Source organism: Bradyrhizobium sp. HKCCYLRH3099, assembly GCF_051167855.1.
In the GTDB taxonomy this organism is placed as follows: domain Bacteria; phylum Pseudomonadota; class Alphaproteobacteria; order Rhizobiales; family Xanthobacteraceae; genus Bradyrhizobium.
In genome coordinates, this window is the sequence record NZ_JBNPTW010000002.1 from 559,732 (window position 1) to 586,690 (window position 26,959).

The 26,959-nt window shown below is 65.4% G+C and carries 21 protein-coding genes; 9 read left to right on the forward strand and 12 right to left on the reverse strand.

Annotated elements, in window-relative coordinates; all coding sequences use genetic code 11:
• Nucleotides 1-60: 60 nt before the first annotated feature.
• Nucleotides 61-822, reverse strand: a complete 762-nt coding sequence (locus tag ACQR1Y_RS08015; RefSeq protein ID WP_434876385.1) for a GntR family transcriptional regulator — start codon at nt 820-822, stop codon at nt 61-63.
• Nucleotides 823-950: 128 nt separating this feature from the next.
• Here ACQR1Y_RS08015 and ACQR1Y_RS08020 point away from each other — a divergent pair, with 128 nt between their 5' ends.
• From ACQR1Y_RS08020 to ACQR1Y_RS08045, 6 genes are all read left to right on the forward strand, one after another.
• Complete coding sequence (locus ACQR1Y_RS08020; RefSeq protein ID WP_434859413.1) at nt 951-2,156, forward strand: pyridoxal-phosphate-dependent aminotransferase family protein; 1,206 nt, start codon at nt 951-953, stop codon at nt 2,154-2,156.
• Nucleotides 2,157-2,364: 208 nt separating this feature from the next.
• Entirely contained in the window at nt 2,365-3,558 is a 1,194-nt protein-coding gene (locus ACQR1Y_RS08025; protein ID WP_434859414.1) for a pyridoxal-phosphate-dependent aminotransferase family protein, read from the forward strand.
• On the forward strand, nt 3,558-4,355 hold the full coding sequence (locus ACQR1Y_RS08030) for an enoyl-CoA hydratase/isomerase family protein (RefSeq protein ID WP_434859415.1): 798 nt from the start codon (nt 3,558-3,560) through the stop codon (nt 4,353-4,355). Before ACQR1Y_RS08025 ends, ACQR1Y_RS08030 begins: the two co-directional genes overlap by 1 nt.
• Before the next feature lie 132 nt (nt 4,356-4,487).
• Nucleotides 4,488-5,474 (forward strand): Bug family tripartite tricarboxylate transporter substrate binding protein, encoded by a 987-nt coding sequence (locus ACQR1Y_RS08035; protein WP_434876384.1) that lies wholly within the window; start codon nt 4,488-4,490, stop codon nt 5,472-5,474.
• A 24-nt stretch (nt 5,475-5,498) separates the two neighbouring features.
• Complete coding sequence (locus tag ACQR1Y_RS08040; RefSeq protein WP_434876383.1) at nt 5,499-6,041, forward strand: tripartite tricarboxylate transporter TctB family protein; 543 nt, start codon at nt 5,499-5,501, stop codon at nt 6,039-6,041.
• Nucleotides 6,042-6,170: 129 nt separating this feature from the next.
• Nucleotides 6,171-7,691, forward strand: a complete 1,521-nt coding sequence (locus tag ACQR1Y_RS08045) for a tripartite tricarboxylate transporter permease (RefSeq protein WP_434876382.1) — start codon at nt 6,171-6,173, stop codon at nt 7,689-7,691.
• 209 nt (nt 7,692-7,900) lie between these two features.
• Here ACQR1Y_RS08045 and ACQR1Y_RS08050 read toward each other — a convergent pair whose 3' ends face one another.
• The 10 genes from ACQR1Y_RS08050 to ACQR1Y_RS08095 form a co-directional block, all read right to left on the reverse strand.
• Nucleotides 7,901-11,866, reverse strand: coding sequence for an autotransporter domain-containing protein (locus ACQR1Y_RS08050; RefSeq protein ID WP_434876381.1), 3,966 nt, complete (start codon nt 11,864-11,866; stop codon nt 7,901-7,903).
• 515 nt (nt 11,867-12,381) lie between these two features.
• Entirely contained in the window at nt 12,382-12,543 is a 162-nt protein-coding gene (locus ACQR1Y_RS08055; RefSeq protein ID WP_434859420.1) for a hypothetical protein, read from the reverse strand.
• A 167-nt stretch (nt 12,544-12,710) separates the two neighbouring features.
• Nucleotides 12,711-13,901 (reverse strand): CaiB/BaiF CoA transferase family protein, encoded by a 1,191-nt coding sequence (locus ACQR1Y_RS08060; protein ID WP_434876380.1) that lies wholly within the window; start codon nt 13,899-13,901, stop codon nt 12,711-12,713.
• Nucleotides 13,902-14,034: 133 nt separating this feature from the next.
• Complete coding sequence (locus tag ACQR1Y_RS08065; protein ID WP_434876379.1) at nt 14,035-15,258, reverse strand: phenylacetate--CoA ligase family protein; 1,224 nt, start codon at nt 15,256-15,258, stop codon at nt 14,035-14,037.
• Nucleotides 15,259-15,425: 167 nt separating this feature from the next.
• Nucleotides 15,426-16,262, reverse strand: a complete 837-nt coding sequence (locus tag ACQR1Y_RS08070) for an ABC transporter ATP-binding protein (protein WP_434876378.1) — start codon at nt 16,260-16,262, stop codon at nt 15,426-15,428.
• A gap of 117 nt (nt 16,263-16,379) precedes the next feature.
• Nucleotides 16,380-17,666 (reverse strand): ABC transporter substrate-binding protein, encoded by a 1,287-nt coding sequence (locus tag ACQR1Y_RS08075; RefSeq protein WP_434859424.1) that lies wholly within the window; start codon nt 17,664-17,666, stop codon nt 16,380-16,382.
• A 57-nt stretch (nt 17,667-17,723) separates the two neighbouring features.
• Entirely contained in the window at nt 17,724-18,797 is a 1,074-nt protein-coding gene (locus ACQR1Y_RS08080; RefSeq protein ID WP_434876377.1) for a branched-chain amino acid ABC transporter permease, read from the reverse strand.
• A 110-nt stretch (nt 18,798-18,907) separates the two neighbouring features.
• The gene (locus ACQR1Y_RS08085) at nt 18,908-19,801 is read right to left on the reverse strand and encodes a branched-chain amino acid ABC transporter permease (protein WP_434876376.1); all 894 of its coding nucleotides are present in this window, start codon (nt 19,799-19,801) and stop codon (nt 18,908-18,910) included.
• A 121-nt stretch (nt 19,802-19,922) separates the two neighbouring features.
• Nucleotides 19,923-21,854 carry a long-chain fatty acid--CoA ligase gene (locus ACQR1Y_RS08090; RefSeq protein WP_434876375.1) on the reverse strand — a complete coding sequence of 644 codons (1,932 nt, stop codon included), beginning with the start codon at nt 21,852-21,854 and terminating at the stop codon, nt 19,923-19,925.
• Nucleotides 21,851-22,672: an ABC transporter ATP-binding protein gene (locus ACQR1Y_RS08095; RefSeq protein WP_434876374.1), complete on the reverse strand. Its 822-nt coding sequence runs from the start codon at nt 22,670-22,672 to the stop codon at nt 21,851-21,853. The genes ACQR1Y_RS08090 and ACQR1Y_RS08095 overlap by 4 nt, the downstream gene beginning before the upstream one ends.
• Nucleotides 22,673-22,994: 322 nt before the next feature.
• Between ACQR1Y_RS08095 and ACQR1Y_RS08100 the strand changes: the two genes are divergently transcribed.
• The 3 genes from ACQR1Y_RS08100 (at nt 22,995) to fcl (ending at nt 25,840) form a co-directional block, all read left to right on the forward strand.
• Nucleotides 22,995-23,669: a Crp/Fnr family transcriptional regulator gene (locus ACQR1Y_RS08100; protein WP_434859429.1), complete on the forward strand. Its 675-nt coding sequence runs from the start codon at nt 22,995-22,997 to the stop codon at nt 23,667-23,669.
• A 148-nt stretch (nt 23,670-23,817) separates the two neighbouring features.
• Nucleotides 23,818-24,873 carry a GDP-mannose 4,6-dehydratase gene (gene gmd, locus ACQR1Y_RS08105; protein ID WP_434859430.1) on the forward strand — a complete coding sequence of 352 codons (1,056 nt, stop codon included), beginning with the start codon at nt 23,818-23,820 and terminating at the stop codon, nt 24,871-24,873.
• Nucleotides 24,857-25,840 (forward strand): GDP-L-fucose synthase, encoded by a 984-nt coding sequence (gene fcl / locus ACQR1Y_RS08110; RefSeq protein ID WP_434876373.1) that lies wholly within the window; start codon nt 24,857-24,859, stop codon nt 25,838-25,840. The genes gmd and fcl overlap by 17 nt, the downstream gene beginning before the upstream one ends.
• A 131-nt stretch (nt 25,841-25,971) precedes the next feature.
• Here fcl and ACQR1Y_RS08115 read toward each other — a convergent pair whose 3' ends face one another.
• Nucleotides 25,972-26,814 carry a uroporphyrinogen-III synthase gene (locus ACQR1Y_RS08115; protein WP_434876372.1) on the reverse strand — a complete coding sequence of 281 codons (843 nt, stop codon included), beginning with the start codon at nt 26,812-26,814 and terminating at the stop codon, nt 25,972-25,974.
• Between the last annotated feature and the right edge of the window lie 145 nt (nt 26,815-26,959).

The window sequence follows — 26,959 nt, forward strand, 5'->3', positions numbered from 1 at the left end:
TTTATGGAACAGCGTCAACCGAATTGCATGCAATTTTAGAGGAGCGACCTCGACCTTAGTCTAGCCTGTCGGCTTGCCGCCGGGCACGGTCGCTGTGCCGTTCTGATCCTCGGCGAAGTAGGTGATCGCAGCGGCGCCCTTGTTGCGCAGGTGCTGGAACAGGATGTCCGACAGCTCGCTGCCGGCGCGCCGGCGCAGCGCGTCGAGGATCAATTCATGCTCCCGCATGGCTTCGCTCCAGCGCTCGCGCTTGCGGGCGAAGTTGGCGGAGAAGCGGACCCGGCGAATACGCCCTGCGAGACTTTCATATGTCGCATGAAGCGTGGCGTTGGCGGCGGCATCGACGATCGCGCGGTGGATGAGCTGGTTCATGCGGAAATAGCCCTGCATGTCCTGGCGCATGTAAAAACCGTACATATCATGATGATATTGTTCGATTTTTATGATCTCTTCATCCGAGATCTTCTCGCAGGCGAGGCGGCCGGCGAGGCCTTCGAGGCCGCCCATCAGGTCAAACAGCTCCTGGATGTCGGACGCGCTCAAGGGGCGGACGCGGGCCCCCCGATTCGGCAGCAGCTCAACCAGGCCTTCAGCCGCCAGGACCTTGAGAGCTTCGCGCAATGGCGTGCGCGAGACCCCCAGCATTTCGCAAAGCTGCCGCTCGGACAGCCGGCCGCCATCGGCGACATGACCCTCGACAATATAGTCGCGCAGCCGCGCCAGGATCTCCTCGTGAAGCGAGGTCTCGTCGCGCGCGGGGGAGGGGCGGCTGGTCGGCTCGCCCACATCGACAGTTTCGATATCTGGAATCGTGGAACTCATGCTGGCCCATTGTAGCGGTAGTTACAGATGGGGTCGATTGCAGAAATGCATGCGTTGATCTCTTGTTCTTGAGAAAATTGCATGCAATTGTGGGTGCCTTGATGCCGCTGCTTCCCTGGAGTTCTGCCGTGACCCGTCACCAAGGTCGTCATTTCCTGCATATTCCGGGCCCGAGCCCCGTGCCCGAGCGCGTGCTGCGGGCGATGGACATGCCGGTGATCGACCATCGCAGCGCCGAGTTCGCGGAGTTGGGCAAGGCCGTGCTCAGCGGCTCGCAGAAGATCTTCAAGACGACCAGCCCGGTGATCATCTATCCATCCTCCGGGACCGGTGCCTGGGAGGCCGCGATCGTCAACACGCTATCGCCCGGCGACAAGGTGCTGATGGTCGAGACCGGCCATTTCGCCACGCTGTGGCGGCAGATGGCGGCACGCTGGGGCATCGAGGTCGATTTCATTCCCGGCGATTGGCGCCGCGGCGTTGATCCCGCCGTGATCGAGGAGAAGCTGGCGGCCGACACCGCGCATCAGCTCAAGGCCGTCATGGTCGTGCACAACGAGACCTCGACCGGCGCGACCAGCCGGATCGCCGAAGTGCGCGCGGCGATGGATCGCGCCAAGCATCCGGCGCTGCTGATGGTCGACACCATCTCAGGTCTCGCCTCGGCCGACTTCCGCTTCGACGAGTGGAAGGTCGACGTCGCCGTCTCCTGCTCGCAGAAGGGGTTCATGCTGCCGCCGGGTCTCGGCTTCAACGCCGTCTCTGACAAGGCGCGCGCGGTTGCCAAGAGCAACAAGATGCCGCGCTCGTTCTGGGACTGGGAGGATATGCTGAAGCTGAATGCGAACGGCTTCTTCCCCTACACGCCGGCGACGAACCTGCTCTACGGCCTGCGCGAGGCAATTGCGATGCTGCTCGAGGAAGGCCTCGATCAGGTGTTCGCGCGCCATCAGCGGCTCGCGGCTGCGACCCGCGCGGCGGTGGAGCATTGGGGGCTGGAGGTGCTGTGCCAGGAGCCCAGGGATCATTCGCCGGTCTTGACCGCGGTGCTGATGCCGCCCGGCCATAATGCCGATGAGTTCCGCCAGGTCGTGCTGGACAATTTCAACATGTCGCTCGGCTCGGGCCTGTCCAAGGTCGCCGGCAAGGTCTTCCGGATCGGCCATCTCGGCGAGTGCAACGAGCTGACCTTGATGGCGGCGCTGAGCGGTGTCGAGATGGGGCTTCGGGTCGCCGGCGTGCCGCATCGTGGCGGCGGCGTCGATGCCGCCATGGCGCTGCTGGAGCAGCCGATGCCCGGCAATGCGCCGCGGCATCTCGCAGTTGTGAAGTAAGGCGAAATCGCGGGCGGCGGCCGGTCATTCCGGCTGGTGTCGCACTGCACAGAAGAAAGGGAGTCGTGTGCATCTGAGGGATGTCAGCCCGAAGCGATCGGTGCTCGCGTCTTCTTTGTTGACGCCAGCGGTCTGGCGGGAGAAAAGCGCGACGAGCGCGTGGCATGCCACGTCCGCGCACCAACCAAATGACCGGGGATGGACGCCAATGACTGTGCACACAGGACGGCATTTTCTTCAGATTCCGGGGCCGACCAACGTGCCCGACCGCGTGCTGCGCGCGATGGACATGCCGACGATGGATCATCGCGGCCCCGAGTTTGCTGAACTCGGCTTTGCGGTGCTCGCAGCATCGCAGCGGATCTTCCGCACCAAGCAGCCGGTGATCATCTATCCGTCGTCCGGCACCGGCGCGTGGGAAGCCGCGATCGTCAACACGCTCGCGCCCGGCGACAAGGTGCTGATGGCCGAGACCGGCCAGTTCGCGGTGCTGTGGCGGGGCATCGCCGACAAGTTCAAGCTCGACGTCGATTTCATCCCCGGCGATTGGCGTCATGGTGCCGATATCGCGGCGATCGAGCAGCGCCTGGTCGATGACAAGGCGCACAAGATCAAGGCCGTCTGCGTCGTGCACAACGAGACCTCGACCGGCTGCCTGACGCCGCCGCTGGAGGTGCGCAAGGCGCTCGATCGCGCCGGCCATCCGGCGCTGTTGATGGTCGACACCATCTCGGGCCTCGGCTCGATGGAGTATGAGCACGACGCCTGGGGCATCGACGTCTCCGTCGCCGGCTCGCAGAAGGGACTGATGCTGCCGCCGGGCCTCGGCTTCAATGCCGTCTCCGAGAAGGCGCTTGCGGTGGCCAAGGCCAATCCCGGCATGCGCTCCTATTGGGACTGGCAGGAGATCATCAATTTCAACAAGCTCGGCACCTTCCCCTACACGCCGGCCTGCAATCTGCTGATGGGCCTCAACGAGGCGCTGAAGATGCTGGAGGAAGAGGGCCATGAGAACGTGTTCGCGCGCCATCGCCGCCACAGCCTCGCGACGCGCGCCGCCGTGAAGGCCTGGGGCCTCGACACGCAATGCGCCGACCCGCAGGCGCATTCGCCGGCGCTGACCGGCGTCGTCATGCCCGAGGGGCACGATGCCGATGCGTTCCGCAAGACCGTGCTGGAAAACTTCGACATGTCGCTCGGCACCGGCCTGAACAAGATCAAGGGCAAGGTGTTCCGCATCGGCCACATCGGTCACTTCAACGACCTGATGCTGATGGGGACGCTGTCCGGCGTCGAGATGGGCCTTGCGCTCGCCAATGTGCCGCATCGCGCCGGTGGCGTGCTCGCGGCGATGGATGTCCTCAAGGCGCGCGAGGCCGCGCCGATTCCGAAGGTGGCCTGATGAACGCGCCTGCGAGCGGCTCCGACGATCTCATCTATGCCGTCGACGACGGCATCGCCAAGATCACCTTCAACCGGCCGCAGGCGCGCAACGCGATGACCTTCGCGATGTATGACCAGATGGCCTCGATCTGCGAGGCCATCAACGCCGACCGGTCGATCAAGGCGCTGATCCTGACCGGTGCCGGCGACAAGGCGTTCGCCTCCGGCACCGACATTTCCCAATTCCGCGCCTTCAAGACGGCGCAGGACGCGCTCGACTACGAGGCGCGCATCGATCGCGTGCTCGGCACGCTGGAGCTGTGCCGCGTCCCCGTCATTGCCGCGATCGCTGGCGCCTGCACCGGCGGCGGCGCCGGCATCGCGGCCTGCTGCGACATCCGCATCGGCACCGAGACCACACGCATCGGTTTTCCGATCGCTCGTACACTCGGAAATTGCCTGTCGATGTCAAACATCTCGCGCGTGGTGTCCCTGATCGGCCCGGCGCGCACCAAGGACCTGATCTTCAAGGCGCGGCTGGTGGAGGCGCCGGAGGCGCTGGCGCTCGGGCTGCTCAACGAGATCGTGCCGGATGTCGACACGCTGCAGGCGCGCGCATTGGAGACCGCGAAGCTGGTCGCCTCGCATGCGCCGATCACCCTCGAAGTGACCAAGGAGGCGGTGCGCCGCATCCGCCGGACGCTGTCGCGCGACGAGGGCGAGGACCTGATTCTACGGGCCTATATGAGCGAGGATTTCCGCGAGGGCATGGATGCGTTCCTGAACAAGCGGACGCCAAACTGGAAGGGCAAGTAGTCTGACGCGGGGCTTGCGACCTTATGACGACATCATGAGGCCGCATCTCGCTTGTGTTCTTGAAGTGATCACAATAAGCCGACAGTATCCTGGTAGGATACAAGCTGGCACTTCGAACGGGGATGAAAACACGTGCGTAACCTGATCAAGATCGCAGCCACCACCGTGGCTCTTTTCGCCAGTGCGCCGGCCTTTGCCGGCTGGGAACCGACCAAGCCGGTCGAGATCGTCGTAGCCGCCGGCGCCGGTGGCGCGTCCGACCAGATGGCTCGCATGATGCAGGCCGCAATCCAGAAGAACAATCTGCTGAAGCAGCCGGTCGTCGTGTCGCTGAAGGGCGGCGCGTCCGGCGCGGAGGCGCTGATGTACATGAAGTCCAGCGACGGCGATCCGAACAAGGTGCTGATCGCCTATTCGCTGATCTACATGCTGCCGTTGTCGGCCAAGCTGCCGTTCGATTGGCGCGAGCTGTCGCCGGTCGCCGTGATCGCGCTCGACCAGTTCGTGCTGTGGGACAACGTCAATGGCCCGAAGACGGTGAAGGAGTTCATCGACGCCGCCAAGGCATCGAGCTCGCCGTTCAAGCTCGGCGGCACCGGCTCGAAGCGTGAGGATCACGTGCTGACCGTATTCCTCGAGAAGAAGACCGGCGCCAAGTTTTCCTATCTCCCGTACAAGTCCGGCGGCGAGGCCGCGACCCAGCTGGTCGGCGGCCACACCGAGGCCAACGTCAACAACCCTTCCGAGAATCTTGAAGTCTGGCGTGCCGGCCAGGTCCGTCCGCTCTGCGTGTTCGACAAGGAGCGCATCTCCTACACCACCAAGGTCACGGAGACGCAGTCCTGGAACGACATCCCGACCTGCAAGGAGCAGGGTCTCGACGTGCAGTATCTGATGCTGCGCGGCATGTTCCTGCCGGGCAAGGTGACCCAGGAGCAGCAGGAGTTCTACGTCGACCTGTTCAGCAAGCTGGTGCAGACGCCGGAATACAAGGACTACATGGAAAAGCAGGCACTCAAGCCGATCTTTCTCACCGGCAAGGACATGCTGCAGTTCCTGGAAGAGGACGGCTCGCTCAACAAGCAGCTGATGACTGAAGCCGGCTTCGTCGCGAAGTAGGACGGGGCGAGGGGAGCAGGATCCATGTCCAACGCTGAGCTCGAGATCGCGGTCGACGATCCCACTGCGCCGGAGGAGAACTCTCCGTCCGTGACATCCAACCGGACGGTCGACGTCGCCGTGTCGCTGCTGCTGCTCGGGCTCGCTGTCCTGCTGGCCTGGGACAATTGGCGGACCGGCGCGTCCTGGGACTCGACCGGTCCCGAGCCCGGCTACTTCCCGTTCTATCTCTCGGTCATTCTCGGCGGTGCCAGCCTCTACGGCATCGGCGCCGCGTTCCTGTCGCGCAAGGAGGCGGTCGAGACCTTCGTCACGCGGGCGCAGCTGCGCCGCGTGATGGCGGTGTTCGTCCCCACGCTGTTGTTCTGCATCGCCATGCAGTTCCTCGGCATCTATGTCGCGAGCTTCCTCCTGATCGCCGGCTTCATGCGTATCGTCGGCAAGATCGCGATCTGGAAGTCGCTGCTCACGGCGTTCCTGTTCAGCGCCGTGATGTTCGTGACCTTCGATGTCGTGTTCGATGTGATCATGCCCAAGGGACCGCTCGAAGCGGCGTTCGGGCACTAACAATCCTCCCACCGTCATTGCGAGCGAAGCGAAGCAATCCAGACTCGAGCCTGACAACTCCTGGATCGCGTCGTCGCTTCGCTCCTCGCGATGACGGAGTAAGTGGAACTGACCAATGGAAGCCAAGTGATGGAAGCTCTGGGTCTGCTGCTGCACGGGTTCGCGGTCCTCCTGACCTGGAAGACGCTGCTCTTGATGATGGTCGGGCTGGTACTCGGCGTGTTCGTCGGCGTCTTGCCGGGGCTCGGCGGCCCCAACGGCGTCGCCATCCTGTTGCCGCTGACCTTCTCGATGGATCCGACCTCGGCCATCGTGATGCTGTCCTGCATCTATTGGGGCGCTCTGTTCGGCGGCGCCATCACCTCCATCCTTTTCAACATTCCCGGCGAGGCCTGGTCGGTGGCGACCACCTTCGACGGCTATCCGATGGCGCAGCAGGGCAAGGCGGCGGAGGCGCTGACCGCGGCCTTCACCTCGTCCTTCATCGGCTCGCTGGTCGCGGTGCTGCTGATCACCTTCCTGGCGCCGTGGATCTCGTCCTTCGCGCTGAAGTTCGGGCCGCCCGAGTTCTTCGCCGTCTATCTGCTGACCTTCTGCTCCTTCGTCGGCTTGGGACGTGAGGACAAGCACAAGACCGTCATCGCGATGGCACTCGGCTTGCTGCTCGCCGGCGTCGGCATGGACACCGTCTCGGGCCAGCTGCGCATGACCTTCGGCTCGACTGATCTCTTGCGCGGCATCAACTTCCTGGTCGCCGTGATCGGCCTGTTCGGCATCAGCGAGATTCTGCTGACGATGGAGGAGCGCCTTGCGCTCCGCGGCCACGCCGCATCGATCTCGCTGCGCACCGTGCTCGCCGTCTGGAAGGACCTGCCGAAATACTGGATGACGCTGTTCCGCTCCTCGGTGATCGGCTGCTGGCTCGGCATCACGCCGGGCGGCGCGATCGCGGCCTCCTTCATGGGCTACAACCTCGCCAAGCGCTTCTCCAAGGACCAGGACAGCTTTGGCAAGGGCCGCATCGAGGGCGTGTTCGCGCCTGAGACGGCGGCGCACGCTTCGGGCACCGCCGCGCTGCTGCCGATGCTCGCGCTCGGCATTCCCGGCTCGGGCACCGCGGCGATCCTGCTCGGCGGCCTGATGGTGTGGGGTCTCAATCCCGGCCCGCTGCTGTTCGTGGAGCACAAGGATTTCGTCTGGGGCCTGATCGCCTCGATGTATCTCGGCAACGTCGTCGGCCTCGTGCTGGTGCTCTCCACCGTGCCGATCTTCGCCTCGATCCTGCGCGTGCCGTTCGCGGCGGTGGCGCCGATGATCGTGGTGTCCTGCGCGATCGGCGCCTATGCGATTCAGAACGCGATGTTCGACGTCTGGCTGATGCTCGGCTTCGGCGTCGTCGGCTACGTCTTCAAGAAGATCAAGATTCCGCTGGCGCCGTTCACGCTGGCGCTGGTGCTCGGCAGCCGCGCCGAGGACGCCTTCCGGCAGTCGATGATCATCTCCGGCGGCAACATGAAGGTGTTCTGGGCGAACGGCCTGGTCGGCACCATCACGACGCTGGCGATCGTGCTGCTGTTCTGGCCGCTGATCGACCGGCTGGTGGCGAGCGTCAGCAAGTCGACCCCGCCGGCGGCGAAGGTCGAGGCGTAGGCGTTCCCGTTTCGACCAACAGTCATTCCGGGGCAAGGCCGCAGGCCTTGAACCCGGAATCTGGAGATGGGTTGGCGTTCTTTTCGACAGCTCGGGATTCCGGGTTCAATCGCCAACGCGTAGCCGCTGTCGATTGCCCCGGAATGACGTTGGAGACGCGATGGGCCACGCGCCTATCAACTCGGCGGTGTCAATCGCCACACCGGCTCTCACCACGCGTAACGCACTGTCCCTTTGCCGGCATACGACCGCGTCACGTTCGAGATTTCGCTCTCGAACGTCGCCATCGCGCTCCAGCCGTTCAGCCAGTTCATCTCGATTGAGGTCGTGGTCAATGCAGAGTCGCGCGCCTGCGCTGCGCCGTTGATGACGAAGCTCGCGCCGGGCAGCGTCTGGAACGTCGCGGCTATGGAGCGATCGGGATTGAAGTCGTGAGCCCAGGCGAGGCGACCGCGCAGGGTGAGATTGCCGTCTGCCAATGCATAGGATTTGTCGGAGCGCAGGCCGAGCTCGGTGCGCGTGTCGGTGACGGTCTTCCCTGCGTAGGTCAGGGCGAAGGTCGCGGCGCCGGCGGTGGCCTGTTCAATATAAGTGGGCAGGCGCAAGCTGGTCACCTGCGCTGCCGCGTAGGGCGTGACGCCGATGCCGCCGAGCGGCGCGACGAAGCGCGTGCCGCCCTCGATGCGGCCGGTCCACGCATTGGCCTGATAGCTCGCGCGCAGCCGGTCCGTGCCAGAAATTGCGACGGTGCGGTCGGTGGTGACGTCCTGCCAGCCATAGGCCAGCGCCGCCCGCAGATAGCTAGGGCCGACATGGTGATGCAGATAGGCGCCGGACTGGAACAGGTCGGAGCGGCCGGAGCCGAGGCCGTTGACGCTGAAGCTGGTGCCGCCGCCTGCGAGCGCGAAGCCCGCGGTGGTGCGCGGCGCGATCCGATAGTCGGCGCCGACGGCGGTGCCGGCGATGCGGCTGGTGGTGTCATTGGAGCCGATGCTCGCATTGCCGTTGGTCGATTGCGAGCCGCCGAAGCCGGCCGCCCACACATTCCAGCGCTGCGCAAAATCCGCAGGCCGCTCGTCGGACAGCATCGCAAAGGCATCGGTGCGCTTGCGCGTTGCGTCAGCGTAGCCGGTCGCACCACCGCCGCCCTGGCGTTGCGCGAACGGGTCGGTGAGCAGTCCGGTGAACTGACTCATGGCGTTGAAGGTGGTCTGCTGCACGCCGGTGGCGCTCTCGCCAGAGGCTTGCGTCAGACCAGCCTGGTTCAATCGGCCGAACACGACCGGAATGTCGCCGGTGCGATCGAAGTAGGCCGACAACGTGTCGCCCACCGCCTTCTGATTGCCGTTGAGGCCACCGGGCAGGGCGAAGGCGAGGACCAGGTCGAGATAGGCGTTGTTGGCGTCGTAGCCCAGGCTGGTCTTGAAGCCGGAAGGCAGGTTGGTCTTCACGACCGATCCGAAGCTGCCGGAGATGCCGCCGCTGGTCGTCAGGATCGTGTAGCGCTTGTCGACATAGCCGCCGGTGCCGAACACGGCGTTGACGGTCGCACCGCCGAGGGAGGCAGATCCACTCACGCTGGCGAACGAAGCCGTCGTCGGATCGAGCTGCACCAGATAGTACGCGCCCGACTGGAAGGCGAGATTGCCGATGATGGTCATCGACGAGCCGGCGGTGCCGTTGCCCGGCGCCAGCGTGCCGCCATTGTTGATGCTCACCGTCATCGGCGGATCGACGAGACCCGCGCCCATTAGCGTGCCGCCGGCATTGACCGTCACGCCCGAGGTGTTGGTGATGGCGCCTTCGACGTCGAGCACGCCGCCGTTGACGATGGTGGCGCCGGTGTAATTGCTCGTGCCGGTGAGCGTCATCCGGCCGGTGCCGGTCTTGGTGAAGCCGCCGCTGCCGGAGATCGCGCCGGAGAAGCTGGTATTGCCGTTGTTGCCGCCCGCCGTCAGCATTGCCGCGCCGAGCAGGACATTGCCGCTGCCGGCCAGCGAGCCGATGGCCTGATCGAAGCCGTTGAGATCGAGCGTCGCGCCTGACGCGATCATGAACGCACTGGCCGAGGCGAGCACGCCGGAGGCGCCGGCCTGCAGGGTACCAGCACTGATCGTCGTCGCGCCGGTGTAGGTGGTCGCTCCGTCGAACCGCATCGTGCCGGTGCCGACCTTGGTGAAGCCGCCGCTGCCGGAGATCGTGCCGAGAAAGTTCGTGCTGGTATTGTCGCCGCCCGATGTCAGCGTGCCCGCGCTGAGCAGCACGGCGCCCCCGCCGGTGAGCGAGGCGATGGTCTGGTTGAAGCCGTTGAGATCGAGCGTGGTGCCGCTATCGACCTCGAAAGAGCTCAAAGGTGCGAAGGCGCCGGCCGCGCCCGCCCGCAGCGTGCCGCCATCGACGATGGTCAGGCCGCTGTATGTGTTGGTGCCGCTGAGGGTGAGCACGCCGGGACCGCTCTTGACGAACGTGCCGTTGCCCGAGATCGTGCCCGAGAACACTGCGGCCCCGCCATTGTCGCCGATCGCCAGCGAGCCGTTGCTGCCGAGCAGCACGCTGCCGCTGCCGCTCAATCCGCCGATGGTCTGGCCGGTGCCATCGAGGTCGAGCGTCGCACCTGTCGCGATCATGTAGCTGCTGGCGACTGAGAGAACGCCGGACGCGCCGGTCCGCAGCGTGCCGCCGCTGACGAGAGTGTCACCGGCGTAGCTGGTGATCCCGCTCAGCGTCAGGACTCCGGTGCCGAACTTGGTCAGGCCGCCGCTGCCGGAGATCGTGCCGCTGAGCGTGGCGTTGTAGCCGTTGGTGTCGAAGCTGCCGCCGCCGGCATTGAGCGTGATGTTGCGGCTGGAGCTGAAGCCCGCCAGAACTTGCAGCGTGCCGCCGCCGAAGGAGAGCCCGCCGGAGGCCGCGCCGAGATTGGCATCGGAGGAAACCGCAAGCGTGCCCTGGTTGATCGCCCAGGGTGTGACGGCGGCCGTGGTGCCGGTCAACGTCCACGTGCTGGTGCCGGTCTTCACGAAGCTCGAGAAGCCCTGATACTGCGCCGAGCCGCCGATGCTGGAGACGTCGAATGTGCCGTTCGCCGCGCCACCCAGCCGGAACGTGTCGCTGCCGGTGCCGACCACATTGCCGTTGATGATCGAGCTCGCCCAGATCTCCAGCACGTTGCTGCCGCCGGTGAAGGTGATGGCGTTGGCGTCGAACAAGGGATCGGCGCTCAAATTGGATCCCGCCGAGATCGCGCCGCTGTTGATGACGGTGAGATTGGCCCCGCGCACGCCGTTGCCCGCTGACCCGAAGACGCCATTAGACGAACTGCCGCCGATGCCGCGGATGCCTGTCGCGCCGCCCGTGATGCTGCCGGAATTGATCAGCGTGCCGCCGGTCGCGAAGACGACGCCCGCGCCACCATTGCCTCCGTCCCCGCCCGCGTTGGGCTGGCTGCTGTTGAGAGCATTGCCGCCGTCGCCGCCATTGCCGCCGGTGATGCTGCCGGAATTGGTGAGAACGCCCGTGCCGGTCAGATAGACGCCGTAGCCGCCATCGCCGCCGGCGCCGCCATGCCCATTGTTGTTGGCCGTGCCGCCCGGACCGCCGATGCCACCGGCGATCGCGCCGGTGTTGGTGTAGTTGAGGCCAGTGCCGTCGATGACGAGCCCATAGCCGGCTGCGCCGCCGCCACCACCGCCCCAGCTCAGGCTGGCGGAGCCGCCGCGTCCGCCATAGCCGCCGGTAATGGTCGCAGTATTGCTGCCGTCCGTCGTGACCACCGCACCATGAGCGCCGCCACCGCCGCCGCCGCCGCTCGACGTGCCGCCGCCGCCCTGGCCGCTATTCCCCTGTTCGCCCGGCGCTACGCCGCCCAGGCCGCCGCTGAACGCGCCGGAGTAATCGCCACCACCGTCACCGCCGATCGCGCCTGCGCCGCCGCCGCCGCCCCCTTGCGTGAGGTTGCTGCCCGCAACACCATTCGCTCCGGTGCCGGTTGCCGAACTGGCGCCGCCGTTGCCGATGCCGTTGACGTTGCCGCCGGAGCCGCCGCTGGTCGCCTGGGCGAGCGCTGGGCTTGCCAGTGCGAGCGATAGCAGCGCCGTGGTCGCCGTGAGCCAATGCAGGCGGGTCCGTCGGAGAGAACCGGCCGCACGATCGGTGTTCGATGTTTCTGGAATCAGCACGCCAGCCCTTTGCGCAGCTCGAAGTCAGGGCCGGTGCCGATCGACGGACAGAGGCCGTCATCCAAAGCACGCAAAAATGCGGAGACGGGAACTGTGACTTTTTGGGTGAATTGCAGCGCCGCGCGGTTCGCAGCCGAACTGTGGCACCACCGACACGGTCGCGACAGGCCGGATTGACTGCGGCGGACCGTTGTTCGATTCGCCCCGGCGCTTCTCCAGAGGTTGTGTCTTTGCGATGACAGCTTTTTAGGCAGAGCGGTGGTAGGCTTCATTCATGGGCAGATTTCGTCCTGCTCAGCGTGGTGGCGCCTCACGGATGGTCATCGCGCCCTGATGTTTCCTCCCGAGACGATCCCTTGCCCGGCGCTTGCGTCGGGCTTTTTTTGTGCTGTCCTCGTCAGGACGGCCTGCTCATCAGCGGGACGAGAAAAGCAAAAGCCTCCGTCCGGTTCATCGAACGAAGGCTTGGTGATACTACATCGACAGGACGCGCGCGTGCAGGCGCCAGCTCCGCCTCAGTTGACGGTCTCCTCGACCGGCAGGTGGTACCAATCCGAGTCGTTGTCGAGCACCGTCTCATCGAACAGGACAGCGCTGTCCTTGGTAAGAGCGGCCGCGTTGACGTCGCGGACCATGTCCATCGCCGTCAGAAACTCGTTCAACTCGGATGCGCTCATGACCCGCTACTCCTTACGCCCGCGGGCCACCTCAGGTCCGCGTCAACTGATGAGAAGAGATTAACGCGGTCTTGCCTCGGCCTCAATCCGGTCAAGGTCGAAGTTCCAACGTGGTGACATCTGGGCCACAGCGACGGGATGCCGCGGCTTCGTCATATTGCACCTGCTCACACGACACGATGCAGGCGGAGATCGGCGATCTCGCCGTCGGTGAAGCCGAACTCGGAGAGGATCTCCTCGGTCTGCTCGCCGAACTCTGGCGGCCGCGCCGCCATGCGGCTCGGTGTGCGGGACAGGGTGAAGGGCTGCGCCACCAGCGTGATGTCGCGGCCGTCGTCGCTCGGCACCGGCTGCGCCATGCCGAGATGCTTGACCTGCGGATCCTCGAACATCTGATCGATTGCGTAGATCGGCCCACAGGGCACGCCAGCGGCGTTGAGCTCGGCGACCCATTGCTCGCTGGTTTTTGAAAGCGTGCGCACGTTGATCTCGGCATTGAGCGCGTCGCGGTTCTTCGAGCGCGCCGGCGCGGTCGCGTAGTCCGGATTGTCGATCCATTCGGGCGCGCCGAGCGTCTGGCACAGCCGCTCCCAGATCCGCCCGCCGGTCGCGGCAATGTTGATGTAGCCGTCGGAGGTCTTGAACACGCCGGTCGGGATGCTGGTCGGATGATTGTTGCCGGCCTGCGGCGCGACGTCCTTCTCCATCAGCCAGCGCGCGGCCTGGAAATCGAGCATGAAGATCTGCGCCTGCAACAGCGAGGTCTGCACCCACTGGCCCTCGCCGGAGACCTCGCGCTCGAGCAGCGCGGTGAGGATGCCCATCGCGCAGGACAAGCCCGCCGAGAGATCAGCGATCGGAATGCCGGCGCGCATCGGGCCCTCGCCGGGCGCGCCGGTGATCGACATCAGCCCGCCCATGCCCTGTGCGATCTGGTCGAAGCCGGGCCGCTTGGAATAGGGGCCGTCCTGGCCGAAGCCGGAGATGCTGCCATAGACGATGCGCGGATTGACCTTGCGCACGGCCTCGTAGTCGATGCCGAGCTTGGTCTTCACGTCGGGACGATAGTTCTCGATGACGACGTCGGCCTGCTTGGCGAGCCGCATGAACACGTCGACGCCCTTCGGGTCCTTCAGGTTGAGCGTCATCGCCCGCTTGTTGCGATGCAGGTTCTGGAAGTCGGAACCGCGGCGCGGGCCGCCGAGCGCCTCGCCGCCGTCCTCCATGACAGCGTCGATCTTGATGACGTTGGCGCCCCAGTCCGCAAACTGCCGCGCGCAGGTCGGGCCGGCGCGCACCCGTGTCAGATCGAGCACGGTGAAGCGGGACAGGGCTTTGGACGCGCGCGGGAAGGCCATGCGGACGAACTCCAGGGAACGTGACATGGCTGTATAGGAGAGCGCGCGGGAGGCGACAATTGCGCATGGGACGTGCGCAGGGCGCGGCTCATGCCGTCGCCGCAGGGCTTCGCCTCGGTTGCAGGAACCAGGCTCAGCGTTCGTCGGCGATCACCTTGCCGTCGTTCGGCAGCGTGCCCGGCGCGACCAGCTCGACTTGGCCGCCGAGCTTGGCGACGCTGCGCAGGCTGGTGGCGAGTGCCTCTTGCAGCCCGTCTGCCGGCGAGGCGCATTCGGCCTTCAACGTCATCGCATCGGTCTCGCCGGCGCGGGTGACGACCAGACGAAGGCGGCCGAGCTCGGGATGGCGCTTGCCGATCTCGGCGACCTGCTCGGGCCGCACGAACATGCCCTTGACCTTGGTGGTCTGGTCGGCGCGGCCCATCCAGCCCTTGATGCGCATGTTGGTGCGGCCGCAGGCGCTGATGCCGGGCAGGGCGGCGGTGAGGTCGCCGAGCGCGAGGCGAATCCAGGGATGGTCAGGATCGAGCGAGGTCACGACGATCTCGCCGACGTCGCCGGGCGCCACGGGATCGCCGGTGCCGGGGCGGACGATCTCGAAGATCAGGTCCTCGTTCACGACCATGCCCTCGCGCGCTGATGTCTCATAGGCGATGATGCCGAGATCGGCGGTGCCGAACGCCTGGTAGGCATCGATGCCGCGCGCCTTGATCTCGGCCTGCAATGACGGCGGGAACGCCGCGCCCGACACCAGTGCGCGCTTGAGCGAGGAGACGTCGCGGCCGGCGCTGGCGGCGGCGTCGAGCAGGATCTTCAGGAAGTCGGGCGTGCCGCTGTAGCCGACCGGCCGATACGCCTCGATCAGTTCGAACTGCGCCTCGGTATTGCCCGGACCGGCCGGGATGACCGCGCAGCCCAGCGCACGCGCCGAAGCGTCGAAGATGAAGCCGCCGGGCGTGAGGTGATAGCTGAAGGTGTTGAGCACGACGTCACTGCTGCGAAAGCCGGCCGCGAACAGCGCGCGCGCGCCGCGCCAGGGATCAGCGTGCGCCGCCTCCGGCTCGAAGATCGGCCCGGGCGAGGTGAACAGGCGCGAGAATGCCCCGGGCGGTCGCGCGACGAAGCCGCCGAACGGCGGCGCCGCCTTGTGCAGGGCAGGGAGCTCGGACTTGCGCAGCACCGGCAGTTGCGCGAGGGCAGTACGGCTGGTGATGTCCTGCGGATCGATGCCCTGCAGCAGCGCGGCATAGGCCGGCGCCTTGATCGCCGCACGCAACACGTCGGACAGGCGGCCGAACAGATCCTGCTCGCGCTCAGTGGGATCACGGGTCTCGAGGGCGTCGTAATGGGTGGTCATGTCAGGTCCCCAGGTGCCGCTTCACCTCTCCCCGCGTGCGGGGAGAGGTCGCATCGCATCGCCAGATGCGATGCGGGTGAGGGGGGGCTCTCAGCAGGCGCGGTGCCCGGAGCTGCCCCTCACCCCGACCCTCTCCCCGTAAGAACGGGGAGAGGGAGAAGAAAGAGCTACAGCCACCGCTTCCGCCGCTTGAAGCTCTTCAGGTTCTTGAAGCTCTTGCGCTGGTCGCCGGCGCCGCCGAGGTAGAATTCCTTGACGTCCTCATTGTCGCGCAGCGCATCCGCGGTGCCGTCGAGCACGACCTTGCCCTGCTCCATGATGTAGCCGTGGCTCGCGACCGACAGCGCCGCCCGCGCATTCTGCTCGACCAGGAGAATGGTGACGCCGAGATCCCGGTTGATCTCCTTGATGATCGCGAACACTTCCTTGACCAGCAGCGGCGACAGGCCCATCGACGGCTCGTCCATCAGGATCATCTTCGGCCGCGCCATCAGCGCGCGCCCGATCGCCAGCATCTGCTGCTCGCCGCCGGAGAGATAGCCGGCCAGGCCGGTGCGCTCCTTCAGCCGCGGGAAGTAGTTGTACACCATCTCGATGTCTTTTGAGACTTCGCGATCGCTGCGGGTGAACGCGCCGAGCTTGAGGTTTTCCAGCGAGGTCATGTCGGCGACGATGCGCCGGCCTTCCATGACCTGGAAGATGCCGCGGCGGACGATTTTCTCGGGATCGATGCCGTCGATGCGCGCGCCGTCGAACATGATCTCGCCGCGCGTCACCTCGCCGTCCTCGGTCTTGAGCAGACCCGAGATCGCCTTCAAGGTCGTCGATTTGCCGGCGCCATTGGCGCCGAGCAGCGCCACGATCGCGCCCTTCGGGACATCGAGGCTCAGCCCGCGCAGCACCAGGATGACGTCGTCATAGACGACCTCGATGTTGCGCACGGAGAGCAGCGGGGCTGCTCCAGCTGTTGCGCTCGTCCGCGGACTATCCAATGTATCGGTCATGGCGACACTCTATCCGTCGTCATGCCCGGGCTTGACCCGGGCATCCACGCCCATCGGCGTGTGAAGCTGGACGTGGATGGCCGGGACAAGCCCGGCCATGACGTCCCGTGTGTGGGACTACCAACCCGCCCATTCGGCCTTGCGCGGCAGCTCGATGGTCTTGACCTTCTCGAGCTTGATGACGCCCTTGGCCATGAGGTCGTTGAGGTCGCCATCGGTCGGCCCGGTGACGCGGGCACGATAGAGGTCGACCTTCATGGTGCCGCGATGGTCCTTCTCGGTCCAGGTCGAGGGGCTGCAGACGCCTTCCATGCCGGCCGGCACCCAGTCCTTCTTCTGGTGGAAGCCCTTGGCGACGTTCTCGCCGGTGGCGCCGCCGTTCTTCGCCGCCCAGTCGAGCGCTTCCTTCATGTAGAGCGCCGAGCAGACCGCGGCGACGTAGTGCACCGGGCGATAGATCTTGCCGGTGGGATCCGACATCTTCGAGATCTCCTGCACCGTCTTCATGCCCGGCGCATCGCCGCCCCAGGCGACCGAGGTGCGCAGCGGGAAGATCACGCCGTCAGCAGCATCGCCCGCGGTCTTGGCGGCGTTCTCGTCCATGCCCCAGACGTTGGAAAGGAACTGGATGTCGACGCCGGCATTCTTGCAGGCCTTCATCACCGAGATGTTGGAGGCCGCGGTGTTGCCCAGATAGGCGTAGTTGGCGCCGGAGCTCTTCAGGCTCAGGCACTGTGCGCTGTAGTCGCCCGGCGCCAGCGCGAACACCAGCGGCGGCAGCACCTCGAAGCCGAGCTCGGTGGCGAGCGCTTCGCCCGCGGCCTTGGGCGCGTTGGGGTAGGGGTGGTTGGCGCCCATGTGGACGAATTTCGGCTTGCCCGGCTTGCCCTTCGCCTTCCAGTCCTCGGCCGCCCAGGTCAGCTCGGCGCGCAGCGCGTCCGAGTAGCTCGGGCCGTAGAAGAAGTTGTAGGGCGCGGGCTTGGCCTTGCCGCTGGTGCCTTCCGGGTCGGTCAGCGCGGCGGCGTAGGAGCCGGACATGTCCGGGATCTTGTCGTTAGCGAGGAAGCCGGTCAACGCCTCGGTGTCGGCGGTGCCCCAGCCCATGATCGCGGCGACCTTGTTGTCCGGCGCCGACCACTTCTTGTACAGCGCGATCGCCTTCGGCACCTGGTAGCCGTAGTCGTTGCTGTCGACCGCGAGCTGCTTGCCGCCGATGCCGCCGTTCTTGTTGACCCAGGCAAAGGTGTCGACCACGGCCTGGCCATAGGGCGTGCCGACGTCCGACGTGCCGCCCGAGAGATCCTGCAGATGGCCGATCGCGATCTGCTGCGCTTGCGCCGAGCTGGCGAAGGTGCCTGCCAGCAGCGCGAGCGCCGCCGAGCCGAGCCATGATTTGATCGTCATAGTGCTTCCTCCTGTGGTGGTCCGGGCCGGATTGTCGCCGGTCCCTGTTGGTTGGAATCAATGCGAGAACGGGTAGAGCTTCCAATATGTCTTGATCTGCCGCCAGCGATGCGCCAGCCCGTCCGGCTCGAACATCAGGAAGCCGATGATGATCAGGCCGATCGCGATCTCGCGCAGAAACGTGATGTTGTTGTTGAGCGCCAGCGCCTTGTCGATCGCGCCGCCCTTGAGGTGATGGCTGAGCCATTCCATCGATTCCGGCAGCAGCACCACGAAGGCCGTCCCCATCAAGGTACCCATGATCGAGCCGGTGCCGCCGATGATGATCATGGCCAGGAACAGGATCGATCGCTCGATGCCGAATCCTTCCTGCGAGACCACCAGCTGGTAGTGCGCATACAGCGCGCCTGCGATGCCCGCGAAGAAGGCGGCGAGGCCGAACGACAGCGTCCGGTATTTGGTCAGGTTGATGCCCATGATCTCGGCCGAGAGATAATGGTCGCGGATCGCGATCAGCGCCCGGCCGTCGCGGGTGCGCATCAGATTGGTGACCAGGATGTAGCAGACCAGCACATAGGCGAGAACGACGTAGAAATATTGCCGGTCGCCGCGCAGCGTGTAGCCGAAGATCGAGAACGGATTGGCCGACGCAGGCACCGAGCCGCCGGAGAACCACTCGGCCCGTGAAAAGAAGTCGAGCAGGATGTATTGCGCGGCGAGCGTCGCGATGACGAGATAGAGCCCCTTCAGCCGCGCGGCGGGAAGGCCGAACACGAGCCCGACCAGCGCGGTGACCACGCCGGCGAGCGGAATCGCGAAGAACACCGGGATCGCATAGGCGTTGTTAAGGTAGGCCGAGGTGAAGGCGCCGAGCAGGAAGAAGCCGGCCTGGCCGATCGAGATCTGGCCGGTGAAGCCGACCAGGATGTTGAGGCCGAGGGCTGCGATCGAGAAGATGCCGATCTGGATCGCGATCGACAGCCAGAACTCGGTGAACACCTGCGGCGCGAAGCACAGCAGGATCACGCCGGCGATCGCGAAATTGCGGCTCGTCCTGGTCGGGAAGATCGTGGTGTCGGCCGCGTAGGAGGTGCGGAAGTCACCGGCGGGAATGGTGGAACGTGCAACCATGATGGGCTTCTATCTCGCCTCAGGCTTGAGTTGCGTCATGGGCTCGTCCTTCTTCTTTGTTTGAGCATGATCGTTACCGAAAACCGGTGCCCACTTTTCGGCGATCATGCTCATATCCGCTCGATGTCTCGTGTGCCGAACAGGCCGTAGGGCTTGATCATCAGGATGATGATCAGCACGTAGAACGGCGCGATCTCGTAGAGATTGCCCCAGTGCAGGTACTGGCTGTCGACATATTGTGCGATGTTCTCCAAGAGGCCGATGATGATGCCGCCGAGCACTGCGCCGCCGACGGAGTCGAGGCCACCGAGGATCGCCGCCGGAAACACCTTGATGCCGTAGGCGGACAGACCCGAGGAGACGCCATTGACCACGGCGACGACGACGCCGGCGACCGCCGAGACTGTTGCCGAGATCGCCCAGGCCATCGCGAACACGCTCTTGACGGAGATGCCGAGCGACTGCGCAACCTGCTGATTGAAGGCGGTGGCGCGCATGGCGAGGCCGTATTTCGAGGCTTTGAAGAACCAGGCCATGCCGAGCATCATCAGCACGGACACGACCAGGCTCATCACGTAGACGGTCTGGATCTGCAGCCCGAAGAGGTCGACGGCCTTGCTGGAAAACACCGGCGGGAATGGCTGCGGGTTGACGCCGTAGATCCATTTCAGCGCGGCCTGGAACACGGTCGACAGGCCGATGGTCACCATGATGACCGAGATGATGGGCTCGCCGATCATCGGCCGGAGGATCACGACCTGGATGGCGATGCCGAACGCGAACATGAAGATCAGCGACAGCGGCATGCCGGCCCAGAACGGCACCTGGAATTTGGTGAGCAGCGTCCAGCACACCCAGGCGCCGATCAGCAGCAGCTCGCCTTGCGCGAAATTGACGACTTGCGTCGCCTTGTAGATCAGCACGAACGACATCGCGACCACGCCATAGAGCGTGCCGACCACGAGGCCGTTGACCAGGAGCTGAATGAGGAAGGCGGTGTTCATGGTCAGTCTCACTCGTCATCGCCGGGCTTGACCCGGCGATCCATCGCAAGAGAGGTTTTCGGAAGGGGATGGATGCGCGGGTCAAGCCCGCGCATGACGACCGGGTTTGAAAGCAAGCGCATCACTCCGCCGCCTCCGCCATCGGTCCATGGCCACCCAGATCCACCACCTTCAGCGTCGTGCGGATGCGCTGGGTGGTGCCGTCCTGGAAGCGGATGACGGTGTCGACCGGGATCGCCGGCTTGCCGCCATAGATGCCGTCGATGATGTCTGCGTATTTCTCGTTGATGACGCTGCGGCGCACCTTGCGGGTGCGGGTCAGCTCGCCGTCGTCGGCGTCGAGCTCCTTGTAGAGCAGCAGGAAGCGGGTGATGCGCTGGGCGGGCGGCAGATGGGCATTGACCGTCTCTACCTCCTTCTGCAAGAGCGCATAGACCTCGTTGCGCGAGGCGAGGTCGGAATAGGTCGTGAAGACGATGCGGTTCTTTTCCGCCCATTTCGAAATGATCGAGTAGCGGATGCAGATCATCGCCGCCAGATGCTCGCGGCCGGCGCCGAGCACGACGGCTTCCGCAATGTAGGGCGAGAATTTCAGCTTGTTCTCGATATATTGCGGCGAGAAGCGCTCGCCGCGCGACGTCTCGGCGAGGTCCTTGATGCGGTCGATGACGACCAGCTGCCTGGCGTCGTTGAAATAGCCGGCATCGCCGGAATGCATCCAGCCGTCCTTGATGTCGGCGGCCGAGGCTTCCGGGTTCTTGTAGTAGCCAAGGAACATGTTGGGGTGGCGCACCAGAATCTCGCCGATGCCCTGGCTGTCGGGCTGGTCGATCTTGATCTCGATGTCGGCGGCCATGGGCACACCGGTCGTGTCGGGATCGACCTTGTCGTCCGGATGCAGGGTGTAGGCCCCGAGCAACTCGGTCTGGCCGTAGAGCGTGCGGAGCGGCACGCCCATGGCGCGGAAGAACTTGAAGGTGTCCGGCCCGAGCGCGGCCCCGCCGGTGGCGGCCGAGCGCAGTCGGGTGAAGCCGAGCCGGTCGCGCAAGGCGCGGAACAGCAGCATGTCGGCGAAGCCCGAATGCTGGCCCTTCTCCAGCGCCGCAAGGCCAGCCGACATGCCTACGTGGTACAGCCGCTGCTTCAGCGGCGAGGCATCCATCACGGCGGCGCGGACATCGGCGGCGATCTGCTCCCACACGCGCGGCGCGAACAGCACGAACGTCGGCGCGATCTCGCGGAAGTCGTTCATCAGCGTGTCCGGCTCCTCGACGAAGTTGACCTTCATCCGGCAGAGCAGGCCTTTGCCGAGCACGTAGACCTGTTCCATGATCCAGGGCAGCGGCAGCACCGAGACGTATTCATCCTCCGGCCCCTTGGGGTCGAAGGCGAGATAGGTCGCGCAATGCTTGAGCACGCGCGCGGCCGAGAGCATCGCGAGCTTGGGATGAGAGGTCGTGCCCGAGGTGGTGCAGAGGATGGCGACGTCGTCGCCGACCGTGGCATCGACCATGCGGTCGTAGAGATCGGGCTCGCGCGCAGCCCGGGCGCGGCCGAGCTCGGCCAGCTTGTCGGCCGGCATCAATCGCGGATCGTCATACTTTCGCATGCCGCGCGGGTCGGAATAGATGATGTGCTTCAGTGCCGGCACGCGTTCGGCGAGGTTGAGCAGCTTGTCGACCTGCTCCTCGTCCTCGGCGAACACCAGCCGCGCCTCGCCATAGTTCAGGAGATAGGCGGCCTCGTCGTCGAGCACGTCGCGATAGAGGCCGAGGCTGTGGCCGCGGATCGCATGGGTGGCGATCTCGGCTGAGACCCAGTCCGGCCGGTTGTCGCCGATCACGCCGACGACGTCGTCCTTGCCGAGACCCAGCTCGACCATCCCCAGCGCAAAGTCGCGCACGCGCGCCTGGTAGTCGGCCCAGGTGAACGTCCGCCACAGACCGAGGTCTTTCTCGCGTAGCGCGATGTCCTTGCCGTGCTCCCTGGCATTCAGGCGCAGCAGCTTCGGATAGGTATCGGCCTGCTTCACGCGATCAGCATAGTCCATCATGCCGCGTCCTCCGCGATGGGGGGCGCCTCGTCGGGATCGACCAGCAGTTCGTCCTCCTCGCCGAGATAGGCGCGCTTGACGTGGGGATCAGCGAGCACCGCGGCGGGATCGCCCTCGGCAATCTTGCGGCCGAAATCGAGCACCATGACGCGGTGGGAGATGTCCATCACCACGCCCATGTCGTGCTCGATCATCACGACCGTCATGCCGTATTCCTCGTTGAGGTCGACGATGTAGCGCGCCATGTCCTCCTTCTCCTCGAAGTTCATGCCGGCCATCGGCTCGTCGAGGAGGATGAGATGCGGCTCCAGCGCCATGGCGCGGGCGAGCTCGACGCGCTTGCGCAGGCCGTAGGAGAGGGTACCGGCCGGCGCCTTGCGCACCGACTGCAGGTCGAGAAAGTCGATGATCTGCTCGACCTTTTCGCGATGCTTCAGCTCCTCGCGCCGCGCGCCGGTCAGCCAGTACAGTGATCCCGTCAGGAAGTTGTTCTTCAACAGGTGATGGCGCCCGACCATGATGTTGTCGAGCACGCTCATGTGGTGGAACAGCGCGAGGTTCTGGAAGGTGCGGCCGATGCCGATATTGGCGCGCGCGTTCGGCGGCAGGCCGGTGATGTCGCGCCCGCGGTGGAACAGGCGGCCCTCGGTCGGCTTGTAGCGGCCGGACATGCAGTTGACGATCGAGGTCTTGCCGGCGCCGTTCGGGCCGATGATCGAGAACAGCTCGCCCTCGCGCACGCCGAAGCTGACGTCGGTCAGGGCTTTCACCCCGCCGAAACGCAGCGAGACTCCGCGCGCTTCCAACGTATAGTCCAAGTCGTCCTCCCGAACGGTCTTCGGCGCTTTGCGCGCTCTTCAGGAATCGTGTGGCGCGACGTTGAGCTCGTCGCTTGAGGCAATCCTATCCCGCGGGCCGGTTCCGCGCCATCCGACGAATGACGGGCCGCCCCGGATGGGTGCACTTTGCCGCATCTCGATGCGCCCGGCGTGGGCTTCGGCGAGTCGAATGCGGTGGTCCTGGATAGGAGAAAGCGCTATCAGGAACTGTCTTGTGCCTGACAATTCCAGGCAAAATTCATCCGGGCGTTGTTGCGATGCAATATGATCGCCGTGGGATTCGACACGACGAGATGACGGCTTGATCTCTTCCGACACCCTGCTGCGCATTGCGCCCTGGTCGCGCCATCTGAAGCCCGAGGAGATCGACGTGGCCGCAGCCGGCATCGTCGAGCGTTCCTTCGCGGCCAACGAGCACATCTTTCTGCGTGGCGACCAGTTCGAATATTGGACGGGGATCGTCACGGGCCTCGCGCGCATGAGCACGGTATCGCGGGGTGGGAAGGCCACGACCTTTGCCGGCATGTCGGCGGGCGCCTGGTTCGGCGAGGGCAGCGTGCTCAAGAACGAGCCGCGCCGCTATGACGTGGTGGCGCTGCGCGACAGCCGCGCGGCGCTGATGGAGCGGCCGACCTTCATGTGGCTGTTCGAGAACAGCGTCGGCTTCAACCGCTTCCTGGTCACCCAGCTCAATGAGCGGCTCGGCCAGTTTATCGGTCTCGTCGAGGTCGGCCGCACGCTGGATGCGACGGCGCGGCTAGCGCGCAGCATCGCCTCGCTATTCAATCCGATCCTCTACCCGAACACGACCCGCCACCTGGAGATCACCCAGGAGGAGATCGGCGCGCTGTCCGGCCTGTCGCGGCAGAATGCCAATCAATGCCTCAAGTCGCTGGAGCGCGAGGGCCTGCTGCGCGTCGAATATGGCGGGGTGACGGTGCTCGATCTCGACCGGCTGCGCTGCTACGGGGATTAAATCCGCCTTGAATCGGCTGATCTTGCGCGGCTTTGTCTGCGGGGCTTGACCGCTGGTCCCGGCTATGGACTCGTCAGGGAACCTGCGGCCCTGGCGGCCGGAGTAAGTGTGTGGAGACGGTATAGTGGGGCAGAATTGCAGCGGCCGCGTGGCCCTCATCACGGGCGTCACGGGCCAGGACGGGGCTTATCTGGCCGAATATCTGCTCGGCCTCGGCTATACCGTGCATGGCATCAAGCGGCGTTCATCGTCTTTCAACACCGCGCGGGTCGATCATCTTTATCGCGACCCTCACGAAGGCAACGTGCCGTTCCTGCTGCACTACGGCGACATGACCGACTCCACCAACCTGATCCGGCTGGTGCAGCAGATCCGCCCCGACGAGATCTACAATCTGGCCGCGCAGAGCCATGTCGGCGTCAGTTTCGAGAGCCCGGAATACACCGCCAATGCCGACGGGCTCGGCGTGCTCAGGCTGTTGGAAGCCATTCGCATTCTCGGCATGGAGAAGCAGACGCGGTTCTACCAGGCCTCCACCTCGGAGCTGTACGGCCTGGTCCAGGAGATCCCGCAGCGCGAGACCACGCCGTTCTACCCGCGTTCACCCTATGGCTGCGCCAAGCTCTACGGCTACTGGATCACGGTGAATTATCGCGAAGCCTACGGCATGTTTGCCTGCAACGGCATCCTGTTCAATCATGAAAGCCCGATCCGCGGCGAGACCTTCGTCACGCGCAAGATCACCCGCGGCGTCGCGCGGATCGAGGCCGGCCTGGAAGAGACGATCTATCTCGGCAATCTCGAGGCCAAGCGCGACTGGGGCCATGCCCGCGACTATGTCGAGGGCATGCATCGCATTCTCCAGGCCGAGACGCCGGACGATTACGTGCTGGCCACAGGCGAGACGCATTCGGTGCGCGAGCTGGTTGAACTCGCTTTCGCCGAGGTCGACCGCCGCATCGAATGGCGCGGCGAGGGGGTTGAGGAGACCGGCATCGATTGCAGATCCGGCAAGGCGGTGGTGCGCATCGACCCGACCTATTTCCGGCCGACCGAGGTCGATCTTTTGGTCGGCGACTGCAGCAAGGCGCGCGACAGGCTCGGCTGGGCGCCGAAGACCAGCTTCGCGCAGCTGGTCAAGGAGATGGTTGCGAGCGATCTCAGCGCGGCGCGGCAGGAGACGGTGCGTGGCCACGCCTTTTGATCTCCAGCCTTTTGAACTCCAGCCTTTTGATCTCCGTGGCAAGCGGGTCTTCGTCGCCGGCCATCGCGGCATGGTCGGCAGCGCGCTGGTGCGGCGCTTGGCGAGCGAAGGCGTCACGCTGCAGACGGTGTCGCGCAGCGAGGTCGACCTGCGCGACCAGGCCGCGGTGTTCGCGTGGTTCGCGCGGATGCAGCCTCAGGCCGTGTTCCTCGCGGCCGCCAAGGTCGGCGGCATTGTCGCCAACAACACGCTGCGCGCCGAGTTCATCTATGACAACATCGCAATCGCCACCAACGTCATTCACGCCGCGCATGTGAACGGCGCCGAGAAGCTGATGTTTCTGGGCTCGTCCTGCATTTATCCGAAGCTCGCGCCGCAGCCGCTGCGCGAGGATGCCATGCTGACGGGGCTGCTCGAGCCCACCAACGAGCCCTATGCCATCGCCAAGATCGCCGGCATCAAGATGGTCGAGGCGTATCGCAGCCAATATGGCGCCGACTTCATCAACGTGATGCCGACCAATCTCTATGGTCCCGGCGATAACTATCATCCCGAATACAGCCACGTCGTCGCGGCGCTGATCCGCCGCTTCCACGAGGCTAAGCTTAGCGAGGCGCCGGAGGTCGTGGTGTGGGGCACCGGCACGCCGCGGCGCGAATTCCTCTATGTCGACGACATGGCCGATGCCTGCGTGCACCTGATGAAGACCTATTCGGACGCCGAGCTGGTGAACATCGGCACCGGGGAGGATATCAGCATCGCCGATTTCGCGAAGGTGGTGGCCGCCACGGTGGGTTATCAGGGCCGCCTCAGCTTTGATCCCTCTCGCCCCGACGGCACGCCGCGCAAGCTGCTCGACGTCTCGCGCCTCGGCAAGCTCGGCTGGCGCGCGACGACGTCACTGGAGGAGGGAATCGCGCGCGCCTATCAGGCGTTCCTGCAGGAGACTGGGCAGGCTCTTGCGTAATTCTCCGCCGTCGTCCCGGCCTCGAGCCGGGACCCATAGCCACCGAACGCTATTAGGGAACCGGGCTGGCGGTGGCCTGCCTCATCACGGCCGGTGGCTATGGGTCCCGGGTCAAGCCCGGGACGACATCTTCAATGAGGTGCCGTTGGCTGTGCCTTCACACCCAGCGCCGTGGCCATCGCCGAGATCAACGGCTTCATGAAGTAGGCCTCGCCCACCGGCATGATCGATGGCGACAGCCCATGCGCGGCGAGCTCATCGGTCACGACCGGCCCCACGGATGCGATCTGCGTCCGTGCCAGCCCCTGCCGCAGCCGGTCCTCCACGCCGTGCGCCTTGGCGACGTCGAACAGCCGGCGCGGCTGGCCCGAGCTGGTCAGCGCGATCGCATCGACATGGCCCGCGATCATCTCGTCGATGGCGGTGAGGATATTCGAATCCGCCGCTTTCGCGTCGTAGACATAGGGCAGCACCGGGTCCACCGCGGCGCCCCCGGCCGTGATCGCGCCGATCAGCGCGGAATGGTCCTTGTCGGGATAGAGCTGCAGGCCGAGACGATGACCCTTCAGGTCGTAGCGTCCGAGCAACTCGGCGACGCCTTCGGAGGTCGGCTTCTCGGTCGTCGCCTGCGACTCGAGGCCGAGCTCGCGCAAGGCGCGCCCTGGCTTGGGGCCGCGGGTGAACTTGCGGGCCTTGCCCAGCGCTGCGACGAACTCGGCCTCGACGCCGATCCTGCGCACCACCGTCATCAACCGCCGCAATCCCTCGCCGGTCATCAGCACCAGATCATCGAACGGCTGCGCAATGGCGCGGCGGATCCAGGCCTCGACCGGCGCCGGGTCGGGCGCATCCTCGATCGTGAACATCGGACATTGCAGCACGTCGGCGCCCTGCTCGGCGAGCAGCCGGGAGAACTGCGCCTCCTCGCGGGTCTCCAGAATGAGGATGCGGTTGCCGGTCAGCCTGTCAGCCATGGTTGGTCTCGCCGGTGAGAGGTGATCTTTTGTTCATCCTGCCTCCGCGTCGAGCGTTGGCGCAAGCGTGCGGAGGGTGGTAGAGCAGGGCCGAACGGGCGCCAAGCCCGCCGCATCATTCATCTTCATCTCCCCGCCGGTGACG

Bases quoted from the DNA above. Each gene is read 5' to 3' on its own strand.
- ACQR1Y_RS08015 (WP_434876385.1), bottom strand. From the start codon at position 822: ATGAGTTCCACGATTCCAGATATCGAAACTGTCGATGTGGGCGAGCCG.
- ACQR1Y_RS08025 (WP_434859414.1), top strand. From the start codon at position 2,365: ATGACTGTGCACACAGGACGGCATTTTCTTCAGATTCCGGGGCCGACC.
- ACQR1Y_RS08030 (WP_434859415.1), top strand. From the start codon at position 3,558: ATGAACGCGCCTGCGAGCGGCTCCGACGATCTCATCTATGCCGTCGAC.
- ACQR1Y_RS08040 (WP_434876383.1), top strand. From the start codon at position 5,499: ATGTCCAACGCTGAGCTCGAGATCGCGGTCGACGATCCCACTGCGCCG.
- ACQR1Y_RS08045 (WP_434876382.1), top strand. From the start codon at position 6,171: ATGGAAGCTCTGGGTCTGCTGCTGCACGGGTTCGCGGTCCTCCTGACC.
- ACQR1Y_RS08055 (WP_434859420.1), bottom strand. From the start codon at position 12,543: ATGAGCGCATCCGAGTTGAACGAGTTTCTGACGGCGATGGACATGGTC.
- ACQR1Y_RS08060 (WP_434876380.1), bottom strand. From the start codon at position 13,901: ATGGCCTTCCCGCGCGCGTCCAAAGCCCTGTCCCGCTTCACCGTGCTC.
- ACQR1Y_RS08065 (WP_434876379.1), bottom strand. From the start codon at position 15,258: ATGACCACCCATTACGACGCCCTCGAGACCCGTGATCCCACTGAGCGC.
- ACQR1Y_RS08070 (WP_434876378.1), bottom strand. From the start codon at position 16,262: ATGACCGATACATTGGATAGTCCGCGGACGAGCGCAACAGCTGGAGCA.
- ACQR1Y_RS08075 (WP_434859424.1), bottom strand. From the start codon at position 17,666: ATGACGATCAAATCATGGCTCGGCTCGGCGGCGCTCGCGCTGCTGGCA.
- ACQR1Y_RS08080 (WP_434876377.1), bottom strand. From the start codon at position 18,797: ATGGTTGCACGTTCCACCATTCCCGCCGGTGACTTCCGCACCTCCTAC.
- ACQR1Y_RS08085 (WP_434876376.1), bottom strand. From the start codon at position 19,801: ATGAACACCGCCTTCCTCATTCAGCTCCTGGTCAACGGCCTCGTGGTC.
- ACQR1Y_RS08090 (WP_434876375.1), bottom strand. From the start codon at position 21,854: ATGATGGACTATGCTGATCGCGTGAAGCAGGCCGATACCTATCCGAAG.
- ACQR1Y_RS08115 (WP_434876372.1), bottom strand. From the start codon at position 26,814: ATGGCTGACAGGCTGACCGGCAACCGCATCCTCATTCTGGAGACCCGC.